Here is a 20706-nt window from a genome sequence, read left to right as displayed (position 1 = left end):
TAGGAAGGTGGACGACTATGTTAACTCCACAACAAGTAGGTCAATTTAAATCCATTTTAGAAAAACAAAAACAAGAACTGGAACAAACGATACAAACTCATGAAAATACAGATCGTGCTACTGAACGCGATTCAGTAGGAGAACTGTCTAGCTATGACAACCATCCAGGTGATATGGCTACAGAGCTATATGAACGGGAAAAAGACTTCGGGCTTATTGAACTTTGGCATAAACAGCTTGAGGAGACGAAACATGCCCTACAAAAAATAGAAGCGGGTACGTACGGCATTTGTGAAGTGTCTGGCGAAGAAATTCCATTTGAAAGATTGGAAGCAATGCCGACTGCTACAACATGCATACAGCACGCGACAAATAAGTTAAATATGAATACACGGCCAGTTGAAGAAGAAGTGTTGTCTCCTTCTTTCCACAAGCATGATGAGGACCATTCTGTTGAGTACGATGCGGAAGATGCGTGGCAAGATGTCGCAAATTACGGAACATCTGAAACGCCGTCTGATTTAGAAAGACAAGATTCAAAAAACTATAATGGCATGTATGTAAATAGTGAAGAAAACGTAGGCTACGTGGAGGATTTTGAAAACTTTATCGGTACGGATATGTACGGGAAAAACCCACAAGTTTTCGCTACAGAAGAGCATGAAGAATATGAACAAATGCTTGATGATTTTGAAGAACGTACCTTCAAAGGTGAATTATCTTCAAATGAATCTAGTTCCAAAGAATAAAAAAAAGCATTCCGAAAATCGGAATGCTTTTTATCGCTAGCTAATTAGTTTTTTGTAACGTTAGCTGCTTGTGGTCCGCGGTTTCCTTCAACGATTTCGAAAGAAACTTCTTGACCTTCTTCTAAAGTTTTGAAGCCGTCGCCTTGGATAGCTGAGAAATGTACGAATACGTCTTCTCCGCCTTCAACTTCGATGAAGCCAAAACCTTTTTCGCCGTTAAACCATTTAACTTTACCTGTTTGCATGTCATGTACCTCCTAAATAAAAATGAAACTATGAATCCACATGAAAAGGTGGATATAAAGGACATGAATGTATAACAAGCTTACAGCCTTTAATACAACGTGCTTTATTTCCGTACCACATTATGTAGCTCAATAGTGCTTTCACTATATCATGCTATATCGAAAACGTCAAATGAGAACACTTTCATTCCATCATTTTTTATAATCCTAGTATAACCTTAAATTTTCATTCTATTTTTATTCAAAAATTAACAAAAATACAGTACTCTAATTCTTTTAACTTCTGTACAATATAATTACTACATATTTATGAGGTGAAAAAATGCAAGCACATGAAATCGAGTATAAGTTATATGGCGATGATATGCAGTTTGTTGAAATTGAATTAGATCCAAAAGAAAGCGTTATCGCAGAAGCTGGCGCAATGATGATGATGGAAGATTACATTGAAATGGAAACAATCTTTGGTGACGGTTCTGGCCCATCTAACGGTTTATTCGGCAAATTAATGGGCGCTGGTAAACGTCTCGTTACAGGCGAAAGTATGTTTATGACTGTATTTACAAATACAGGTCACGGCAAACGCCACGTCTCATTTGCTGCTCCTTATCCTGGTAAAATTATTCCTGTAGATTTAACAGAATATCAAGGAAAAGTAGTTTGTCAAAAAGATGCCTTTCTTTGTGCCGCAAAAGGTGTTTCTATCGGAATTGAATTTACGAAAAAAATAGGAACTGGTTTCTTCGGTGGTGAAGGGTTTATCATGCAGAAACTTGAAGGTGACGGCCTTGCTTTCATGCACGCAGGTGGAACTGTATATAAACGTGAATTAAAACCTGGTGAGAAACTTCGCATTGATACAGGTTGTCTCGTTGCCATGACAAAAGATATTAACTATGATATCGAGTTCGTTGGAAAAGTAAAAACAGCTCTATTTGGCGGTGAGGGTTTATTCTTCGCAACATTAGAAGGTCCTGGAACAGTTTGGATTCAGTCCTTAACACTTAGCCGATTAGCAGCACGCCTTACAAGCCCAGCAGCGCAAAGTACTGGTGAAGGTAGTGTATTAGGTGGCCTTGGTCGTTTATTGGATGGGAAAGAGTAAAAAGGGCCCTTATGCAGGCTTGTCCATCGACTAATATAATACTAAAATTAAACACCCTTGCTTGCAGTAATGCAGTGAAAGGGTGTTTTAATTTACGTCTACAAACGAGAAAAAGCAGATGAAATAAAGTAATAAGGTTTACTTCAGTAAAATAAGGTATATTATATTTGTTGAATAGATTCTCTTTCAAGACAAGAAAAGTAGGTGAACAAAGTGGGAAAATATCAATTGGATTCCAAAAGTCAGGTAGCTGTGGCAAAGTTTCATGAAAAACAGAAGCCTGCCAAATTTGATAAAAAGCAGCAACTTGAACAATTACGTGCGGAGTATTTGAAAAAAAAGCAAAAACAAACAGATAAATAATATGTTTCGTTTCCCGAAATTTTCGGTATATAGTGCGAACAAACACAAGTAAATAGGTAATCATCGTTCAAATATATACAGGCTATTTTTTCAAACCTCTTACAAGCCCAGCATTATAAAGTACTGGTGAAAGTAGTATATTAGGTGGCCTTGTTCACCTTTTAGATGGAAAAGAGTAAAAAATGCCTCCAATGCAAAAAAACATCGGAGGCATTTCTCTAAAGTTTATGACTATGGCACTTTATTTTTACTGCGGAGGGCTATACATACCATTTCGAATCATATAATACTCCATCGCTTCATTAAGCCATGTCTCTTCTTCTTCCGTGTAAGGAGATGGCATCATATTATTATATTGTTCTTCTACATTCTCTAATTTACCTAAAGAATACATTGTCTCTTCACCAACATACTTAAGAGTCGCCTTCATATGTTCATCAACCAATTTTTGCACTTCTGAATCCTCAATTTGTCTTCCAAATAACCTTTTCACTTCTTTTGCTAAACGCACAAACTCTTTATCAAGTGCTATGCCCTCTTCTTCCGACTTATTATATAATCCATCAGCCAAGTCTTTTGATACATATCCTTCAAGCCATAAACGTTGTTCGTTTTCTTTTTGAATGCTGTTAATTAGACTCATTAATATGTCACTATCCAACTCTTCATCTTCCTCAAGACATACCATTGTTCGTTCAAGCGCCTTTATCGAAACTTCAATGTGTCTTCTCTTTTCTTCAAAGGCTTTTCTTTGTTGTTCCAACGTTTCTTTTAAATTTACATTCAAACTTGGCATTTTCAGCATAACGCGTATTTCTTCTAAACTATATCCTAATACTTTAAGACTCACTATTTTCTGTAGTTCTAATATATCTTTTCCTTTGTACACACGGTGACCAGAGCTAACATTCTTTCCAGGTTTAAGTAGTCCAATTTCATCGTAATATTGTAGTGTCCGTATTGATGTGCCTGTCCTCTTTGCAAACTCACCAATTGAACAGCCTTCCCTTTTGCTCATCTTACACTCCTCCTAACAATATGTTTACAAAAATCATACTCCCTCACGTAACTGTAGGTTCAAGTCTTTTTTCCAAAAGCATGAATCAAGTTCCTCACCGCATATATTAAACTATACCTTTTCTTAAGGAGGGCTTCCTTAATGCGTACTCCTTTATCCTTTGATAAAGACACTGCCATACTGTTAGCTTCTTGTTGTGAGTTAACGTATGAACAATATAAACAAAATGGTATTTTCGAAATACCAGATGGTTTTCAATATGTACAAGGGTTTCAAGGAAAAGCCATTCAAACAACAGAATGGTTCGGGTTTATATTAGAATCTGAGGATACAATTATCGTTGCCTTCAGGGGCACTCAAACAGACCCTGATTGGATTATTGACTCTCTCGTCAATCAAAAACCTTATCCTTATGCTTTAAATAGCGGAAATGTCCATAACGGCTTTCTCTCTATTTATGAGTCTTGTCGTGATTCTATTATGGATATGCTCGTATCATTGCCAGCACATAAAAAACTGCTAGCTACTGGGCATAGTCTAGGTGGTGCGCTTGCCACATTACACATATTAGATGCACGTATAAATACTGCCTTCGCACAGTATGGACTTTATACATTCGCTTCTCCAAAAGTAGGAGATATCGCTTTTCGAAATTATTATAAACTACAAGTAGCTAGTAGCTTTCGTTTCGTCAACTTGTTCGATGTCGTTCCACTTCTCCCTCCCCGAAACATAAATTTTAATGATCATGATTGGGAGTATGCACACGTCCATCACAATATGACATTTACAAAAAATACAAAATCCATTACAAATAATCATTCCATTACAACATACAAAACATGTCTGACTTCTCATTTTTAACCAGTAAACAATTGGAAATAAAATATTCGTATACTATAATACTCTATGAAGTTATTTTTGGATGAGGGGACCTTACATGTTAAAATTTATCTTCACACTTTTTCTTATTGTAATTTTTACGGTCACAGGTTTCTTTACATTTTCATACTTTGCGACAGGAGAGTATGATGGGGCAGGTATCATATATACCACTGTTCCATTTCTTTCTTAAGCAAAATAAATAAAACGAGCTTAATTTTATTAAGCCCGTTTTATTTATTAATATCCATTTTTGTTGGTAAATCGATAATATATCTCCCAATATAGCAACTTCTTTAAAACTGTTTAACTGCATTACCAATACCCCAAATTTCATTGCTGTACTGCAAAATCGTTCGATCACTCGCAAAATGACCAGACTGTGCAATATTTAAAATCGACATTTCTAGCCACTTTGTTCGGTTCTCATAAGCTCTACCGACAGCTTCTTGTCTTTCAGCATATGGGCCAAAATCTCGCAGAACGAAATATTCATCATTTTGAATAACAAGAGAATCGTAAATCGCTTCAAATTCAGCTCCCGATTGTGCAAAGAAACCATTTGTTAATTGATCAACTACTTTTTTAATGTGCCTATTGTGGTGATAATAATCACTTGCACGATATCCACCATTTTGATAGTAATGAAGAACCTCTTCCGCTGTTAAGCCGAAAATGAAACAGTTATCATCACCGACCCGGTCTTTTATTTCAATGTTAGCTCCGTCTAGCGTTCCGATTGTAATTGCACCATTCATCATAAATTTCATATTACCTGTTCCCGATGCTTCTTTACTCGCCGTTGAAATTTGTTCACTTACATCCGCTGCCGGGAATATATCTTCCGCTAAAGAAACTCGGTAGTTTTCTAGAAAGATAACTTTCATATATTGACTGACGTACGGGTCATTATTTACTTTTCTTGCGAGTTCATTTATTAATTTAATAATTTTTTTCGCGTAATAATAGCCAGGTGATGCTTTCGCTCCAAAAATAAAAGTACGCGGATAAAATGTAAAACTAGCATCCTCTTTCAAACGGTTATACAAATATAAAATATGAAGAACATTTAATAATTGTCGTTTGTAAGCATGTAATCTTTTCACTTGCACATCAAAAATAGAATTTGGATCAATCGTAATCCCCATTGTATTATGAATGCGCTCCGCTAAAATCTCTTTACGCTCTTGTTTTACCTCTGCAAATTTCTCTTGGAAACTAGCATCATATTGAACTGTTTGCAACGATTGAAGCTTAATCGGTTCTTTCTTCCACTCTGTTCCAATCGCCTCTGAAATGAGATTTGTTAACTGTGGATTTGCTTTCATAAGCCAGCGCCTATGAGCAATTCCATTCGTCTTATTATTAAACTTATCTGGATAAAATTCATAAAACAATCGCATTTCCCGCTGCTTTAATATTTCCGTATGAATTTTTGCTACACCGTTTACGCTATAGCTACCGACAATTGCTAAATGAGCCATTTTCACAAGATCATGCGCAATAATTGCCATGTCTTCGATGCGATGCCATTCATAAGGATAACGTTCCCAAAGTTCATGACAGAAACGTTCATTAATCTCTTCAATAATCATATAAATTCTCGGTAATAATGGTTTAAAAATGTGAATTGGCCACTTTTCGAGCGCTTCTGATAACGTCGTATGATTCGTATAAGAAATCGTCTGCGTCGTTATGTGCCAAGCTTCTTCCCATGTTAACTTTTCTTCGTCTAGTAAAATACGCATCAGTTCTGGAATTGCTAAAACCGGATGTGTATCGTTAATGTGAATCGCAATTTTTTCATGTAGTTGACGAAGGTGACCATATCTTTCTCTATGCATTCGAACGATATTTTGTAAACTTGCTGATACGAGGAAATACTGTTGTTTTAAACGAAGTATTTTCCCCTCATCATGCGTATCATCTGGATATAAAAACTCCGATACAGCCTCTGTTTCGCGCTTATATTTCAAAATATCTTTGCAGTTTTGCGGGAAAGGAACTGGTTCAGCATTCCAAAGTCTAAGTGTGTTTACAGTACTCGCCTCATAGCCTACTACCGGCACATCATATGGCACTGCCATAATGACTTCTGCATTTGTATGCCTAAACTCTAAACGCCCGTCAATTTCTAGCGGTTCAACACTGCCGAAATAACTTACTTCCACAGCTTGATCATGCCTTCTTACTTCCCATACATTTTCATGAAGAAGCCACTGTTCTGGAAATTCAACTTGATAACCATCAACAATTTTCTGATCAAACAAACCATGTTTATAACGAATTCCACAGCCGTGTCCTGGCAAGTTTAAAGATGCAAGTGAATCGAGAAAACAGGCTGCTAAGCGTCCAAGCCCACCATTACCAAGGCCTGCATCTGCTTCCACTTCTTCTAACTCTTGCAACGAAATCCCTAGTTCAGATAAACCCTGCTCGCATACATCTCTAATACCTAAATTCAAGATGTTACTTCCAAGCAAACGTCCAAGCAAAAACTCAATAGACAAGTAATACATTTGCTTTTGCTCTCCGGATCGATAACTCTCGTTCGTTGCAATCCATTGACTATTCATATACTCACGTACCATATGGCCGAGCGTATTATATTGATCACGAGTTGTAGAATCTTTGAAACTTTTCCCATACATCGTCTCTAACTTTTCTAGAAAAGTTGATTTAAAACTTTCAACATGAGTAAACATTTTTTCACCACCTACATGTTATTCCATGAGACTTTTATACAATTCCTTATAAGCAAGAGCCGATTGCTCCCAGCTATAATCTTCAGTCATCGCTTGTTTTACAAGCTGCTCCCACACTGGTTTATCGTGATAGAATTCAATTGCACGATGAATCGTATGCAGCATGTCATGTGCATTAAAATTCGTGAAACTGAAACCATTTCCTTCTCCAGTTTCTTCATCATAAGAATGTACTGTATCGTTTAATCCACCTGTTTCTCTTACAATTGGAATCGTACCGTATGCTAATGCGATAAGTTGTCCAAGTCCACACGGTTCAAACAGCGATGGCATTAAAAACAAATCGCTTCCCGCATACACTTGGTGAGCTAATTCTTCATTAAATCCGATATAAACTTTTACCTTCTCCGGATACTCATATGCCATCCACTCAAAGAATTGCTCATATTCCGAATCACCTGAACCTAAAATAATACATTGTACATCTTCTTCCATTATTTCGCGGAATACAGTGCGTACTAAATCAAGACCTTTTTGCTTCGTTAATCTCGTTACCATTGAAATAATTGGTGTATCCTCTTTTTCTGGCAAACCAAAATAACGCTGCAAAGCGCGTTTATTTTCACTCTTTTCATATAATGACTCTGCATCATACTGAGCCTTAATATACGAATCCGTTTCTGGATTATATACGCTCGTATCAATACCATTTACAATGCCGCTAAGCTTATCATTATATTTTCGCAGTAATCCATCTAGCTTCTCACCGAAAAATTCATATTGAATTTCTTCTTTATACGTCGGGCTCACCGCTGTAATTTGATCCGAAGCGATAATACCGCCTTTCATAAAGTTTATGTTTCCATAAAACTCTAGCTGCTCACTATGAAAATATTCATCACCAAGCTCTAACAAGTCGTACATCACTTCAGGAGGAAATACACCTTGGAACTGCAAGTTATGAATCGTATATACCGTTTTAATACGCTCATATAACGGGTTATCTTGATACTTTTCACGAAGTAAGAAATTAACCATAGCCGTATGCCAATCGTGGCTATGAAGAACATCCACTTCAAAGTCAAGGTGCGGAATACACTCTAACACTGCTTTTGAGAAATAAGAAAAACGCTCCCCGTCATCATAATGACCATACAGAGAATCTCTCTTAAAATAATATTCATTATCTATTAAGTAATACGTAATTCCGTCTTGCTCACCTTTTAAAATTCCACAATATTGATTCCTCCACCCGAGCGGGACGTTAATTACTTTATGTAACGTACATCCATCTCTTAACTTTTGTGGAATGAGGCTATAATTCGGAAGTATAATACGAACGTCCACTCCTAATTTTTTCAGCTCTTTTGGGAGCGCACCTGCTACATCAGCTAATCCTCCCGATTTCACAAACGGTACACATTCTGATACTGCAAATAAAATATTCACTTGTTGTCCCACTGCGCGAAAAGTTTTTATTACTCCTCTTGCAGCTTCCTCCCTTCGAGTTTTCATTTAAATTAAAACTTTAATCAGTGGGGGAAAAAGCCCCCACTGATTCTTTAGGAATAACTATTAATCGTACTGTTTTGTACGCTTCCTTTTTCTACAACATACGGCTCATCGATGTTTCCTTTTAATACGACACCGTCGCCAATTTTCACGTCTTTATCAATAATAACACCGTCTATTATACAGTTATCTCCAATTTGGCTCTTTTGCATAATAATACTGTTACGAATAATTGATCCTTTTCCAATTTTAACTGAACGGGAAATAACACTGTTTTCTACCTCCCCCTCAATAATACTGCCATTTGCAATCATTGTATTTTTCACGACTGCACCCTTTAAATAACGAGTTGGTGGCTCATCTTTTACTTTCGTAAAGATCGGCGCTTCTTTCTTAAATAATTGCTTCCAAATAGCAGGTTGCAAAATTTCTAGGCTATGCTTATAGTAACTTTCGATCGAGTCAATAATTGCTACATATCCAGTATGCTCATATGTAGCAATATGTAATGATTTCCCGCGTTTTTCTCTCACTACATCAAATAAACTGTATTGCTCCACATCTTTATATGACTCAAATAAGTCTAACAATAATTGTTTCTTTAACACGTATGTTTGAAGCGAAACCCCTTCATGGCAAACTTCTGTAATATCAGCTGCCGTATGTATATGTCGCTCTAACACCGCTTGAAAATTTAATGCTGTTACGAGATGGCTATTCGTAATAACAACGTACTCTTCTCTGCTTCTTAGAAAATAATCAATATGTCTTCTAAAGTGTGCAAAAGACCCAAATTCATCTTGGTCACATTGGCAGTTTGGCGGGAATAAAAATAGTCCGTCTCGTTTTCTATCTAAATCCCACTGTTTTCCTGAACCAACATGGTCCATTAACGAACGATTTTTATGGCTTGTAAAAACTGCTACACTATGAATACTAGAATTCACCATATTTGAAAGCATGAAATCAATGAGTCGATAACGGCCCCCAAACGGTAACGCCGCTAGTGAACGATGCCCTGTTACTTTCTTTAAGGAAGGAAAACTTCCCGTTGCATTAATAATTCCTAACATTTTTTCTCCCATTCATTTCATCCCCCTTTTCTATTTCCCTTCAGCAATTAATACTACATCGTCAACATTCTTTTCTGGACGAATGATTGTTCCATCTTCGATAACCATTTCTGATCCAACAATCGCTCTTTCAATCACAACATTTTTACCAATCTTAGCCCCTGGCATAACGACAGAATCAATCACCATACTTCCTTCTTCCACCGTCACTCCTTGGAATAACACAGAATGCTTCACGTCCCCTTCAATGACGCACCCTTCGTTAATAAGCGATTCTTCTACTTTCGCCTTTTCAGCAATATATTGAGGCGGTTCGTTTGGATTGACAGAGTAAATACGCCAATTACGATCGTTTAAATTCAGTGATGTTTCATCGCGAAGCAAATCCATATTCGCTTCCCATAAGCTCTTCACCGTTCCAACATCTTTCCAATATCCTTCAAACGGATACGCCATTAACTTCTTCCCTTCATCCAATAAAAGCGGAAGTACATCTTTTCCAAAATCGTTACTAGATTCAGGGTTTCTCGCATCCATCTCTAAATACTCTTTCAAAATTGACCAATTAAAAATATAGATTCCCATTGATGCAAGATTACTTCTTGGAAATTGTGGTTTCTCTTCAAACTCAACAATCTCCATTTCTTCATTTGTATTCATAATGCCAAAGCGACTCGCTTCATCCCAAGGTACTTCAATAACAGAAATGGATACGTCTGATTCTTTCTCAATATGGTAATCTAGCATCTTACTGTAATCCATTTTATAAATATGGTCACCTGATAAAATAAGAACATACTCCGGTTCATACTGACTTAAATAGTTTAAATTTTGATAAATGGCACTTGCCGTACCTGTATACCACTTAACCCCTGAAGACTCCGCATAAGGAGGTAATACTGTGACCCCACCGTTTACTCGGTCTAAATCCCACGCATTTCCGATTCCGATATAATTATGAAGTTCAAGTGGTTGATATTGTGTTAAAATCCCAACCGTTTCAATACCAGAATTCGCACAGTTACTTAGCGTAAAATCAATAATGCGATATTTACCACCAAATGGAACAGCTGGCTTGGCTAAATTTTTTGTTAATGCACTTAAACGACTACCTTTTCCCCCTGCTAGTAACATTGCTACGCACTTTTGTTTTTGAGCCATCTTGTTTTTTGCTCCCCTTTCTCGTCTTCACTGGTCGTAATATGGATACGCCGAATGGTGGAATTGTAATCTCTACATGTGCCGCTTGATTATGGTACGGTTCTAGAATTGTCTTAAGACGTTTCTTATTCACTTGCCCCGAACCGCCATATTGCTGTGCATCACTGTTTAAAATCTCGTTATAATACTCGAAATCTGGTACACCTACTTTATAGTTTTCATATGTAGCTTTCGTAAAATTACATACGACAACTAACGCATCTTCTTGTTTATCCCCTTGGCGGATAAAAGAGAAAATACTTTGCTCATTATTATTAGCATCAATCCACTGAAAACCTTCAGGTGAATGGTCAAGCTGCCAAAGTGGTTTTGAGCGCTTATACAATGCTATGAGCTCATTAAAGTAATCATGCATATAACGATGCATTTCAAAATCATGTAAATTCCAATCTAAATCTTCAAGGTCTTTCCACTCATCAAACTGTCCGAATTCTCCTCCCATGAAAAGTAACTTCTTTCCTGGGTGAGTAAAGAAATATCCATATAATAAACGAAGTTGAGCAAACTTATCCCAGTAATCACCTGGCATTTTATTTAATAACGACTTTTTCCCATGAACGACTTCATCATGAGAAAGCGGTAATATGAAGTTTTCAGAGTACGCATATAGTAAAGAAAACGTCATTTTCTCATGAATGTGTTTCCTATATTCAGGCGCACACTCCATATATTTCAGCACGTCATTCATCCAGCCCATGTTCCATTTGTAATTGAATCCAAGCCCACCTTCATACGTTGGAGTTGTTACAAGTGGCCAAGCTGTTGAATCTTCTGCCGTCATAAGAAAATCTTCATCCTCTGCAAACACTGCTTCATTTAACTCTCTTAAAAATGAAACAGCATGCTCATTACTTTGCTCTTGTCCTTCTTTATTCCAGTACAACATGTTCGCAACTGCATCAACTCTGAAACCATCAATATGGAAATATCTCATCCAAAATAACGCATTTGAAATTAAGAAATTACGTACCTCTCTCTTTCCTAAATCAAAATTGACAGTTCCCCATACTGGATTTTCTTGTACATCTTTATCTTTATATTCATAGGTCGGTGTACCATCAAACAAATATAAACCGTGAGCATCTTTACAAAAATGCCCCGGCACCCAATCTAAAATGACACCGATTCCATATTTATGACATTCGTCGACAAAATGCATTAAATCATGCGGCGTACCAAATCTACTCGTCGCTGCATAATATCCCGTTCCTTGGTATCCCCAAGAACGATCATATGGATGCTCAACAAGCGGCATAATTTCAATATGTGTAAATTGATGTTCCACCACATACGGGATGAGCTCTTCAACCATTTCCCTGTAAGAGTACAGCGTTCCATCTTCTTTCTTTTTCCAAGAACCAAAATGTAATTCATAAACTGTCATCGCTTCTTTATAAATCGATTTTTTCTTTTTCTTACGATTCCAGTTTTTATCATTCCATTCATATCCTTTTATATCAAAAACTACAGATGCCGTGTTCGGTCTTACTTCTGCATATACAGCATACGGATCTGCCTTTAAAATGACGTCACCAGCCAACGTTTCAATCGCATATTTATATATTTCTCCTTCTTCAATATGCGGTATAAATAAGGACCAAATGCCTTCTTCTGTCACTTGTAGCATCTTATGTTGCTCATAATCCCACTCATTAAAATCCCCAACAACACTCATTGCTTTCGCATGAGGAGCCCACACTGTAAATCGTACCCCTTGAATCTCATCTTCCGTCACAACATGCGCGCCAAAGATGTTATAACTTTCATAGTACTTTTCTGTATGAAACTCATCTCGTTTCACTTCTTCACAATTTATTACATTCAATATGCTCACCTCACTTAGATGACAGAATTTTTTATACTTTAACTATTTCTGCGAAAAACTGCAATATCCTTGTTAATTTATAAAAAACATTCGTTTTTTTCTTAAAAATGTTAGTTTTTCTTCACATTTCCGTGTAAAATATCGAATTTTGACGAATATTCATTGTAAACGCTTCATTCTACTTCTATATTTCCTCCTATTATTTTTTTCTCAACCTTTATTTTATTAGGTTTATACTATTTTTCATGCTATTTTCCACTCAAAATCAAAACAAAATAATCTGTAATAAAAAAATGTTTCTCAACATTTTTTTGTCATATTTTTATTGAAACGCGAAATTCATAAGCATATACTTGTTCTCAATAAAGAACTCTGATCTTTCGTAACTATAATTCATAGCGGACTACTATGTTTACTTATTTATCCTTGTTGCGAACGGTTGCTATACAAATTTAACTAGGAGGCTTTCTTATGTCATTAAAACAAAAAGTAGGAATGGGAATTATCACCGCTTCACTTGGCTTATCCCTTACATTCGGCGGTGTATTCGCCTATTTCAGTGATTCAGAAACATCAAGTAACTCATTTCAAGCTGGAACACTAGATCTTTCTATTAATCCAAGTGTAATCGTTAATGTGAAAGATTTAAAACCAGGTGATTTTATTGAAAGGAACTTCAAGCTTGAAAATAAAGGTACATTGGATATTGCAAAAGTAGCACTTGAAACATCATATGAAGTTACAGATGCAACGCAAAATAATGTCGGTGAAGATTTAGGTGATCACATTATCGTCAAGTTTCTAGTGAATGATGGACAGCCATCTAATCCAAACGATGATCATGAGATTTTGTGGGAAACAAAACTATCAGAATTAAAAACTATGAAACCTGAAGATGTCGCTACGTCTCTAGAACGTCATAACTTAATAGATGGTATTAAATCTGGTGAAACAGATTACTTACATGTCCTCTTCTCATTTGAAGATAACGACCAAGATCAAAATAGATTTCAAGGTGATTCCCTGCAGCTAAACTGGACATTCCATGCTGAGCAAACAGCAGGTGTGGAGAAATAATTTTTAAAAATATATATTACCGGAGGCCTATAAATGAAAAAGAAAAACCGTTTTGTTACTGGAATTGTAACGGCTGGCGTTCTGTTTTCAACTGCCATTCCGTTCAATGTACTTGCTGAAAGTCCTATTAACCAAATTGAATCTTTAAATGCTCATTCTATATTATCGAAGCTTTCTAAAGAACAACGCCTAGCATTACAAACGGTAGATGCCAACCCTGGTTTTACAATTTCACCAGATATTAATACGAGTAGTTCTGAGCCTGTAAATATCATCGTAGAATTTCAAACTGCTCCAGTAAAGATTAATGAATTAAAACAAAAAGAAAAAGGATTACAGTCTGCTCCTGAAAATACAAAAGCACGTATTGATCAAGAACATGAAGAATTCGAAAAAGGACTAAAACGTCTTTATCAATTCAGCCCATCAGTAAAATCAGGAAACTTCCAGTCTGTACAAATTAAACGTTCTTATAAGCATGCGATAAATGGTGTTGCGATGACATTACCAGCAAATACAGTTGAAGAGTTGTTACGAATTGGTGTTGTAAAACGCATTTGGAAAGATTACGAAGTGAAATTAAATTTACCAAAACAAGCTGAGCAAAAAGCACCTCAAAAACTAACAGACAGCATCCCGCAAATTGGAGTAGATAAGTTACATAATGAGGGCATTACCGGAAAAGGAATTAAAGTTGGTGTATTAGATACAGGTATTGATTACAATCACCCTGACTTAAAAGACGTATATAAAGGCTATCGCGCAAAACCTGGTGAGGACTCTAGCAAAGTAGATCCAAATTCAGTAAAGGGTTGGGACTTTATTAATAATGATGCAGATCCAATGGAAACTACTTATTCAGAATGGCAACAATCTGGTGCTCCTGAATTTGATAACCGTGGTTCTTCCTTCTACACAGCCCACGGCACTCACGTAGCAGGTATCGTTTCTGCTCAAAAGAAGAACCAATCTGATTCAGCAGTAAAAGGTGTTGCACCTGACATTGAACTGTATAACTATCGTGTACTCGGTCCATACGGAAGTGGAGATAGTTCAGGTATTATCGCTGCAATTGATAAATCTATTTCTGACGGTATGAACGTTATTAACTTATCGTTAGGTGATGATAGCAACAATCCTCTTGATCCAACATCTATCGCTGTTAATAACGCGATGCTTTCAGGCGTTGTTACAGTCGTTGCTGCTGGTAACTCTGGACCGAATCCATCAACACTCGGATCACCAGGTGCTTCGCCATTTGCTATTACGGTTGGAGCCAGTGATAGCTCTATTTCCTTACCGAAACTATCAGGTCATGCTGGACAATTACAATTCCCTAACCTAATTTTGTTCGGCAAAAACTTCACTGATAAAATAGAAGATTTCAAGGGACAAACTTTACCTATTGAATCTGTAGGAATCGGTACGCCTGACGAGTTTAGTAAAAAAGATGTGAAAGGAAAAATCGCTCTCGTTGCACGTGGTACAACCTCATTTGATGAAAAAATTGCTAACGCAAAACAAGCAGGTGCAAAGGCCGTTATTATTTATAACAACGTGGATGGAGAAATTCCTTTCTACGTTGGTGAAAGCACAAAATACATTCCAGCATTCCGCCTAACGAAAGAAGACGGTGAAAAACTAAAAGCTCAAATTGAACAAGGTAGCACATCCTTAACTTTCGATGAAATTAATTACATTCAAACAGAAGGCGATCATCTTGCAGACTTTAGCTCACGCGGTCCTGTTACAGCAAATGATGATATTAAGCCTGATATTACAGCGCCTGGTGTCGCTGTCCTTTCAACAGTTCCTGAATATATTAACGACCCGCAAGAGGGTGAAAACTACGCTGTTTCCTATGAGCGTATGCAAGGAACATCTATGGCTTCCCCTCATATTGCTGGCGTTGCTGCTCTAATTTTACAAGAACACCCAGACTACTCTCCGTTCGATGTAAAAGCGTCTCTTATGAACACAGCTGATGATTTAAAAGAAAAATATTCGGTGTATGAAGTTGGAGCTGGGCGAGTAGATGCTTACAACGCCGTTCGTACAGAAACAAGCTTTAAAGTATTAGATACGACACAAACTGTTGTAAATGACGAAGTAATTGAAGTGCCCGAAGAAACTGGATCTATTGCATTCGGTAAGTTTTATCAAAAAGACGGTGAAGCTCTTGAACAAAAACGCAATATAAAAGTAACTAATCATAATAAACAAGAGAAAAAAGAATTTAAAACAGAAATTTCTTATACACCAGCTTCGTCTACTATTAACGATGCTGTCGCAAACGGTGTAAAAATCTCTGCTCCAGAAACAATTACTCTTGATGCTGGCAAAGCAGGTGAAATTGAAGCAAAAATTAATGTTCCAGCCGGTGTAAAACAAGGCCGATATGAAGGATATATTCATATTACGAACACGAAAAATAAAGAAGAAACATATCAAATCCCATTCTCTATTCGTGTATCAGAGCCTGGTATTGAAAATGCAATACTATCAAGAAAAGCAATTTCAACTGATACATCTAAATTTAATCCATACGGTGAATCGTATGTTCACGGGGCATTCCAATTAAACAGCGAACTTGAAACGTTAGATCTTATCGTAAAAGATTCCAAAACAGATAAAGCTCTGGGCTTCATTGGGACATTAAACACAAGTGGACTAAAAACTGATGTGTATTACTACTTAGACTCATTCTTTAATGGAAAAGTGTATCCTTTTACAAATGATCCTGCAAAACCAATTGGTGATGAGAAAATCAACTTACCAGAAGGAGACTACACAATTGAGTTTGTCGGTTATGATAAGGCTGGGAAAGCACGTGTAAAAGGTGATTATGTTGTAATTGATAATACCCCACCAGAAGTGAAACTAACTGGATTAAAACCTGGTATTTACGAGTTAAATGAAGAAAATTATACAGTAGAAGATGGCAAAAAAGCACTATGGATTAAAGGAAATGTATACGATTCAAACGTTGACTACTTAAAAGGAAAAGGATTAAACATTACGCAAGAAGCGAATGGCGTTATGTACTATGACTATTCTCCATACTTGCATAAGTTTTTACCGATTAATGCAAATGGCGACTTTAAAGTTGGCATTACACCTGACTCCTTCAGAACGGAAGGTCCAATGAACACAGGCGTATATATTTTCGATTATGCAACTGCAGGAGCTGACTATCCAAGCGGTGTAAATAACTACTGGTTTATCCCACAAGGTGCTCAATATGCGAAAGCTAGTTACGATAAAAAAGAATTATATAAAAATGACGAGTTCACAGTAACACTAAACGCAAAACACGTAAAACAATTTGTTGCTGGGCAATTTAATGTAAACTTCCTAGAGAAGAACTTCAAATTTGCAAATGCAAAATTTAATCCTTCTTTTGAAAAGGTACTTTCCGAAAAAGGAGTAACCGCAAAAGTAAATGAACCGAAACTAGAGGCAGGTTCGGTTACAGTTGGCGGCACTATCGATGACAAAAACTTTGCTGGATTAGATGGTGATTTCCCGTTCATTGATGTAACTTTCAAAGTAGAAAATGATGAATTTTATGAAGCAAACGCTCAATTAGAGTCACCAATTTTTGTTTACTGGAAACAAGGTGAATCAGAACCAAATAGAATGCGTGTACTTCAAGATCAAACATTCTCAGTTATGTCCTTAAATTCACTAGTAGAAGGAAATATTAAACCTGGTGCATTCTTAAATGAACGTGGATATTTAGATGAAAAGTTTGATTATGCAAAGCTTGGCGTAAAAGTATACGCAACTGATTCTTACCGTCATAAGTTTGAAGGTTCACTAGATAAATATGGGTACTTCAAACTAAATGGACTTCCAGTTAATAAACGCGACTATAACCTATATGTAGAAGTGCCAGGACATTTAACAAGCCGCCTAACAACGAAACTTGGTACTGAAAAAGACGGTAAGCTGCTTGGCCAATATTATTATGCAAGACCTGACGAAAACCTTGCCGGCGATGTAAATGCTGATAAAGTAATCGATATTAAAGATGCTGAAATTATTGCTAGCAACTATGGTAAAAAAGGACTAACTGTAAAAGACGGAGACCTTAATAAAGATGGGATTGTCGACGAAAAAGATATTCGCTTCGTTGAAAAGAACTTCTTGAAAAAAGGGCCAGATGCATCTAAATCACAAACACCTGTAGAAAAATCAAAAAGCGGTACACTGACAGATATTTTAAAGAAATTGGGATTAACGCCTAAAAAATGATAAAGTGAAACTTTAATCAGTGGGGGGTGTTCATCCCCCACTGATTATCAGCCCTCACCAATCGGGCTTTTACGGGCAGTTGATCACCAAACTAACTTCTTTGCTTTCGCTGCATTTTGAGGTGGGGATCTTACTGCCCGTTAATGCGGGATAATAAAGAGCACTCTACGTAAAGTAGAGTGCTCTTTTCTATAAACGACCCTTATCCAGCAAAAGGGGTATATTGGGGATATACAAGGGAAACCGGAAAAGGAATTTATATTAAATTATATAAGTTCAGAGGTAAGAAGCAGTTTCCCACCTCTGAATTATTTAGCAATTATTATAGTACTGGTGCCATTGTTTCTTTTAATACTTTTACAGAATGAGCGAATTTCGCTTTTTCATCTTCATTTAGCTCAAGTTCTACGATTTCACGTACACCTTCGCGGTTAATTACAGCTGGAACACCTACGTAAGCATCTTTCTCTCCGTATTGACCTTCAAGGTATGCAGATACAGTTAATACGCTGTTCTCGTTGTTTAAGATTGCTTTAGTTACACGAAGTAGTGACATACCGATTCCGTAGTAAGTTGCACCTTTACGCTCGATAATATGGTAAGCTGCATCACGTACGTTTTCGAAGATTTTATCTAAATCTTCTTGATTGTACTGTTCGTTGTTAGCTAAGATTGTTTCTAGTTTTTGTACACCGATAGTAGCGTGGCTCCATACTGGAAGTTCAGTGTCACCGTGTTCACCAACGATGTAAGCATGAACGTTACGTGGATCTACATCTAAGTAGTCACCTAACATGTAACGGAAACGAGCAGAGTCTAAAGTAGTACCAGAACCGATTACGCGCTCTTTTGGTAAACCAGATTCTTTCCAAGTTACGTAAGTTAAAATGTCAACTGGGTTAGTTGCGATTAAGAAGATTCCATCGAATCCACTATCCATAATACCGCGAACGATTTGTTTAAAGATCTTTGTATTTTTCTCAACTAAGTCTAAACGAGTTTCACCTGGCTTTTGTGGTAATCCAGCAGTGATAACTACTAAATCTGCATCTTTACAATCTGCATAGCTACCGCTCCAAACTTTTGTTGGTGATGGAGAGAATGGTACCGCATGGCTTAAGTCCATTGCTTCCCCTTCTGCTTTTGCTTCATTAACATCTACTAATACGAACTCTTCAGCTACACCTTGGTTGATCATTGAGTAAGCGTAACTACAACCTACAGCTCCTGTTCCTACTAATACTACACGATTGATACCTTTTTTCATGGTAATTTCCCCTCTCTATTGTTCACATCTATTTTTTATGATTGTTTAAGTAATTAATTAAAATACTAATTTAATGTTGTTTAACTTCTTTACATTCATATTGTAGCACGTATTATTGTGAATTACTTCACAAATTATGACCTATTTGTGAACTTTTTCACATAGAGTGTAAAGTTATTAGAATAGGTGTGGAATCAATTTCAATGGAGGCGTTTTCTTTAGATTGTGAAAGGGATTTTCTTATGTTTTTGTCGGTAAGTGAAATTATATCGGCGATTTTTAGAATATATCGACCGTAACTCCAAATATATCAGCGATTATTGAAATTTATCGATCGTAACTCAAATTATATCAGCGATTTTTGCAATATATCGACTTACCGACAAAACTCGACAATAATGACAACCTAAAAAAGCTGTATTCTATATATTATTTATTTTCCACAGTAGCTCCCGGATGTATTTTCATCGGTTTCTCCAAGTATAGGAGGCTACAGTCATACTTCCTTCATATCCATACAGGTCCAAATAAATAACATGATTGTATTTACGGCTCTCTATGTACCTAACTGCAACAGCGAATACTTCATATTTCTTCTATTGCATAAAAAAAACAGACTATCCAAAGTCTACTTTTATACAACAAAAAAGAGATAGCAGATTATGCTATCTCTTTTAGTATGACCCGTACGGGATTCGAACCCGTGTTACCGCCGTGAAAGGGCGGTGTCTTAACCACTTGACCAACGGGCCAATTACTGGCAGAGAAGAAGGGATTCGAACCCTCGCACCGCGTTCGCGATCTACTCCCTTAGCAGGGGAGCCCCTTGAGCCACTTGGGTACTTCTCTATAAATATGGCTCCGCAGGTAGGACTCGAACCTACGACCGATCGGTTAACAGCCGATAGCTCTACCACTGAGCTACTGCGGAACAATTATGGTGGGCCTAAATGGACTCGAACCATCGACCTCACGCTTATCAGGCGTGCGCTCTAACCAGCTGAGCTATAGGCCCATAATTGAAAAGCGGGTGAAGAGAATCGAACTCTCGACCAGAGCTTGGAAGGCTCTTGTTTTACCACTAAACTACACCCGCATTAAATTGAAAATGGTGAGCCATGAAGGATTCGAACCTTCGACCCTCTGATTAAAAGTCAGATGCTCTACCAACTGAGCTAATGGCTCATTTTGAAAGTGGTGCCGGCTAGAGGACTTGAACCCCCAACCTACTGATTACAAGTCAGTTGCTCTACCAATTGAGCTAAGCCGGCTTGCGACTTCAAAATGGTGGCTCGGGACGGAATCGAACCGCCGACACGAGGATTTTCAGTCCTCTGCTCTACCGACTGAGCTACCGAGCCTTATTAAAATGGCGGTCCCGACCGGGGTCGAACCGGCGATCTCCTG

Annotated in this window: 15 protein-coding genes and 8 tRNA genes; 7 read left to right on the top strand and 16 right to left on the bottom strand. The window is 37.2% G+C overall.

Annotated elements, in window-relative coordinates:
• The first annotated feature begins 17 nt into the window (after window positions 1–17).
• Entirely contained in the window at window positions 18–749 is a 732-nt protein-coding gene (locus H6481_RS14975; RefSeq protein ID WP_182812170.1) for a yteA family sporulation protein, read from the top strand.
• A 44-nt stretch (window positions 750–793) separates the two neighbouring features.
• On the opposite strand, the gene cspD is transcribed toward H6481_RS14975, so the two are convergent.
• Window positions 794–994 (bottom strand): cold-shock protein CspD, encoded by a 201-nt coding sequence (cspD, locus tag H6481_RS14970; protein ID WP_001193052.1) that lies wholly within the window; start codon window positions 992–994, stop codon window positions 794–796.
• Between the two features lie 322 nt (window positions 995–1316).
• Between cspD and H6481_RS14965 the strand changes: the two genes are divergently transcribed.
• On the top strand, window positions 1317–2099 hold the full coding sequence (locus H6481_RS14965) for a TIGR00266 family protein (RefSeq protein ID WP_001147841.1): 783 nt from the start codon (window positions 1317–1319) through the stop codon (window positions 2097–2099).
• Window positions 2100–2312: 213 nt separating this feature from the next.
• Window positions 2313–2462: a hypothetical protein gene (locus H6481_RS14960; protein ID WP_000521642.1), complete on the top strand. Its 150-nt coding sequence runs from the start codon at window positions 2313–2315 to the stop codon at window positions 2460–2462.
• 247 nt (window positions 2463–2709) lie between these two features.
• Here the strand turns inward: H6481_RS14960 and H6481_RS14955 are convergent, their stop codons facing one another.
• Window positions 2710–3480, bottom strand: a complete 771-nt coding sequence (locus tag H6481_RS14955) for a MerR family transcriptional regulator (protein WP_000043962.1) — start codon at window positions 3478–3480, stop codon at window positions 2710–2712.
• A gap of 141 nt (window positions 3481–3621) precedes the next feature.
• On the opposite strand from H6481_RS14955, the gene H6481_RS14950 reads away from it, so the two are divergent.
• Both H6481_RS14950 and H6481_RS28835 read left to right on the top strand, forming a co-directional pair.
• Window positions 3622–4344, top strand: a complete 723-nt coding sequence (locus H6481_RS14950) for a lipase family protein (protein WP_001260112.1) — start codon at window positions 3622–3624, stop codon at window positions 4342–4344.
• Window positions 4345–4420: 76 nt separating this feature from the next.
• Window positions 4421–4555, top strand: coding sequence for a hypothetical protein (locus tag H6481_RS28835; RefSeq protein ID WP_016079902.1), 135 nt, complete (start codon window positions 4421–4423; stop codon window positions 4553–4555).
• 103 nt (window positions 4556–4658) lie between these two features.
• Here the strand turns inward: H6481_RS28835 and glgP are convergent, their stop codons facing one another.
• The 5 genes from glgP to glgB form a co-directional block, all read right to left on the bottom strand.
• Window positions 4659–7067, bottom strand: coding sequence for a glycogen phosphorylase (glgP, locus tag H6481_RS14945; RefSeq protein WP_071731782.1), 2409 nt, complete (start codon window positions 7065–7067; stop codon window positions 4659–4661).
• Window positions 7068–7085: 18 nt separating this feature from the next.
• Entirely contained in the window at window positions 7086–8516 is a 1431-nt protein-coding gene (gene glgA / locus H6481_RS14940) for a glycogen synthase GlgA (protein ID WP_071731787.1), read from the bottom strand.
• 113 nt (window positions 8517–8629) lie between these two features.
• Entirely contained in the window at window positions 8630–9664 is a 1035-nt protein-coding gene (glgD, locus tag H6481_RS14935; protein ID WP_000504162.1) for a glucose-1-phosphate adenylyltransferase subunit GlgD, read from the bottom strand.
• Between the two features lie 18 nt (window positions 9665–9682).
• Entirely contained in the window at window positions 9683–10813 is a 1131-nt protein-coding gene (glgC, locus tag H6481_RS14930) for a glucose-1-phosphate adenylyltransferase (RefSeq protein ID WP_000057604.1), read from the bottom strand.
• Window positions 10761–12698: a 1,4-alpha-glucan branching protein GlgB gene (gene glgB, locus H6481_RS14925; protein ID WP_063548917.1), complete on the bottom strand. Its 1938-nt coding sequence runs from the start codon at window positions 12696–12698 to the stop codon at window positions 10761–10763. Before glgB ends, glgC begins: the two co-directional genes overlap by 53 nt.
• Window positions 12699–13169: 471 nt before the next feature.
• Here glgB and H6481_RS14920 point away from each other — a divergent pair, with 471 nt between their 5' ends.
• Together H6481_RS14920 and H6481_RS14915 are read left to right on the top strand one after the other, a co-directional pair.
• The gene (locus H6481_RS14920; RefSeq protein WP_000053928.1) at window positions 13170–13775 is read left to right on the top strand and encodes a CalY family protein; all 606 of its coding nucleotides are present in this window, start codon (window positions 13170–13172) and stop codon (window positions 13773–13775) included.
• Window positions 13776–13808: 33 nt separating this feature from the next.
• The gene (locus H6481_RS14915) at window positions 13809–18032 is read left to right on the top strand and encodes a S8 family serine peptidase (RefSeq protein ID WP_071731781.1); all 4224 of its coding nucleotides are present in this window, start codon (window positions 13809–13811) and stop codon (window positions 18030–18032) included.
• Window positions 18033–18354: 322 nt separating this feature from the next.
• Here the strand turns inward: H6481_RS14915 and H6481_RS14910 are convergent, their stop codons facing one another.
• The 9 genes from H6481_RS14910 to H6481_RS14870 form a co-directional block, all read right to left on the bottom strand.
• Window positions 18355–19299: an L-lactate dehydrogenase gene (locus tag H6481_RS14910; RefSeq protein ID WP_000715346.1), complete on the bottom strand. Its 945-nt coding sequence runs from the start codon at window positions 19297–19299 to the stop codon at window positions 18355–18357.
• A 680-nt stretch (window positions 19300–19979) separates the two neighbouring features.
• A tRNA-Glu gene (locus H6481_RS14905) sits at window positions 19980–20051 on the bottom strand.
• 6 nt (window positions 20052–20057) lie between these two features.
• Window positions 20058–20148, bottom strand: a tRNA-Ser gene (locus H6481_RS14900).
• Window positions 20149–20155: 7 nt separating this feature from the next.
• Window positions 20156–20230 (bottom strand) — tRNA-Asn (locus H6481_RS14895).
• A gap of 7 nt (window positions 20231–20237) precedes the next feature.
• Window positions 20238–20314, bottom strand: a tRNA-Ile gene (locus H6481_RS14890).
• A 10-nt stretch (window positions 20315–20324) separates the two neighbouring features.
• A tRNA-Gly gene (locus H6481_RS14885) sits at window positions 20325–20395 on the bottom strand.
• Window positions 20396–20408: 13 nt separating this feature from the next.
• A tRNA-Lys gene (locus H6481_RS14880) sits at window positions 20409–20484 on the bottom strand.
• 10 nt (window positions 20485–20494) lie between these two features.
• Window positions 20495–20570, bottom strand: a tRNA-Thr gene (locus H6481_RS14875).
• Between the two features lie 14 nt (window positions 20571–20584).
• Window positions 20585–20660: transfer RNA gene (locus H6481_RS14870), tRNA-Phe, on the bottom strand.
• Window positions 20661–20706: the final 46 nt, after the last annotated feature.

This window comes from Bacillus sp. ME78, from assembly GCF_903970865.1.
Lineage (GTDB): Bacteria > Bacillota > Bacilli > Bacillales > Bacillaceae_G > Bacillus_A > Bacillus_A cereus.
Note: the sequence above shows the minus strand (reverse complement) of the source record. Positions and strands in the feature narration are given on the sequence as shown.

Excerpts from the sequence above, each read along its gene's own strand:
- H6481_RS14975 (WP_182812170.1), top strand. The coding sequence starts at position 18 with ATGTTAACTCCACAACAAGTAGGTCAATTTAAATCCATTTTAGAAAAA.
- cspD (WP_001193052.1), bottom strand. The coding sequence starts at position 994 with ATGCAAACAGGTAAAGTTAAATGGTTTAACGGCGAAAAAGGTTTTGGC.
- H6481_RS14965 (WP_001147841.1), top strand. The coding sequence starts at position 1,317 with ATGCAAGCACATGAAATCGAGTATAAGTTATATGGCGATGATATGCAG.
- H6481_RS14955 (WP_000043962.1), bottom strand. The coding sequence starts at position 3,480 with ATGAGCAAAAGGGAAGGCTGTTCAATTGGTGAGTTTGCAAAGAGGACA.
- H6481_RS14950 (WP_001260112.1), top strand. The coding sequence starts at position 3,622 with ATGCGTACTCCTTTATCCTTTGATAAAGACACTGCCATACTGTTAGCT.
- H6481_RS28835 (WP_016079902.1), top strand. The coding sequence starts at position 4,421 with ATGTTAAAATTTATCTTCACACTTTTTCTTATTGTAATTTTTACGGTC.
- glgP (WP_071731782.1), bottom strand. The coding sequence starts at position 7,067 with ATGTTTACTCATGTTGAAAGTTTTAAATCAACTTTTCTAGAAAAGTTA.
- glgD (WP_000504162.1), bottom strand. The coding sequence starts at position 9,664 with ATGGGAGAAAAAATGTTAGGAATTATTAATGCAACGGGAAGTTTTCCT.
- glgC (WP_000057604.1), bottom strand. The coding sequence starts at position 10,813 with ATGGCTCAAAAACAAAAGTGCGTAGCAATGTTACTAGCAGGGGGAAAA.
- H6481_RS14920 (WP_000053928.1), top strand. The coding sequence starts at position 13,170 with ATGTCATTAAAACAAAAAGTAGGAATGGGAATTATCACCGCTTCACTT.
- H6481_RS14915 (WP_071731781.1), top strand. The coding sequence starts at position 13,809 with ATGAAAAAGAAAAACCGTTTTGTTACTGGAATTGTAACGGCTGGCGTT.
- H6481_RS14910 (WP_000715346.1), bottom strand. The coding sequence starts at position 19,299 with ATGAAAAAAGGTATCAATCGTGTAGTATTAGTAGGAACAGGAGCTGTA.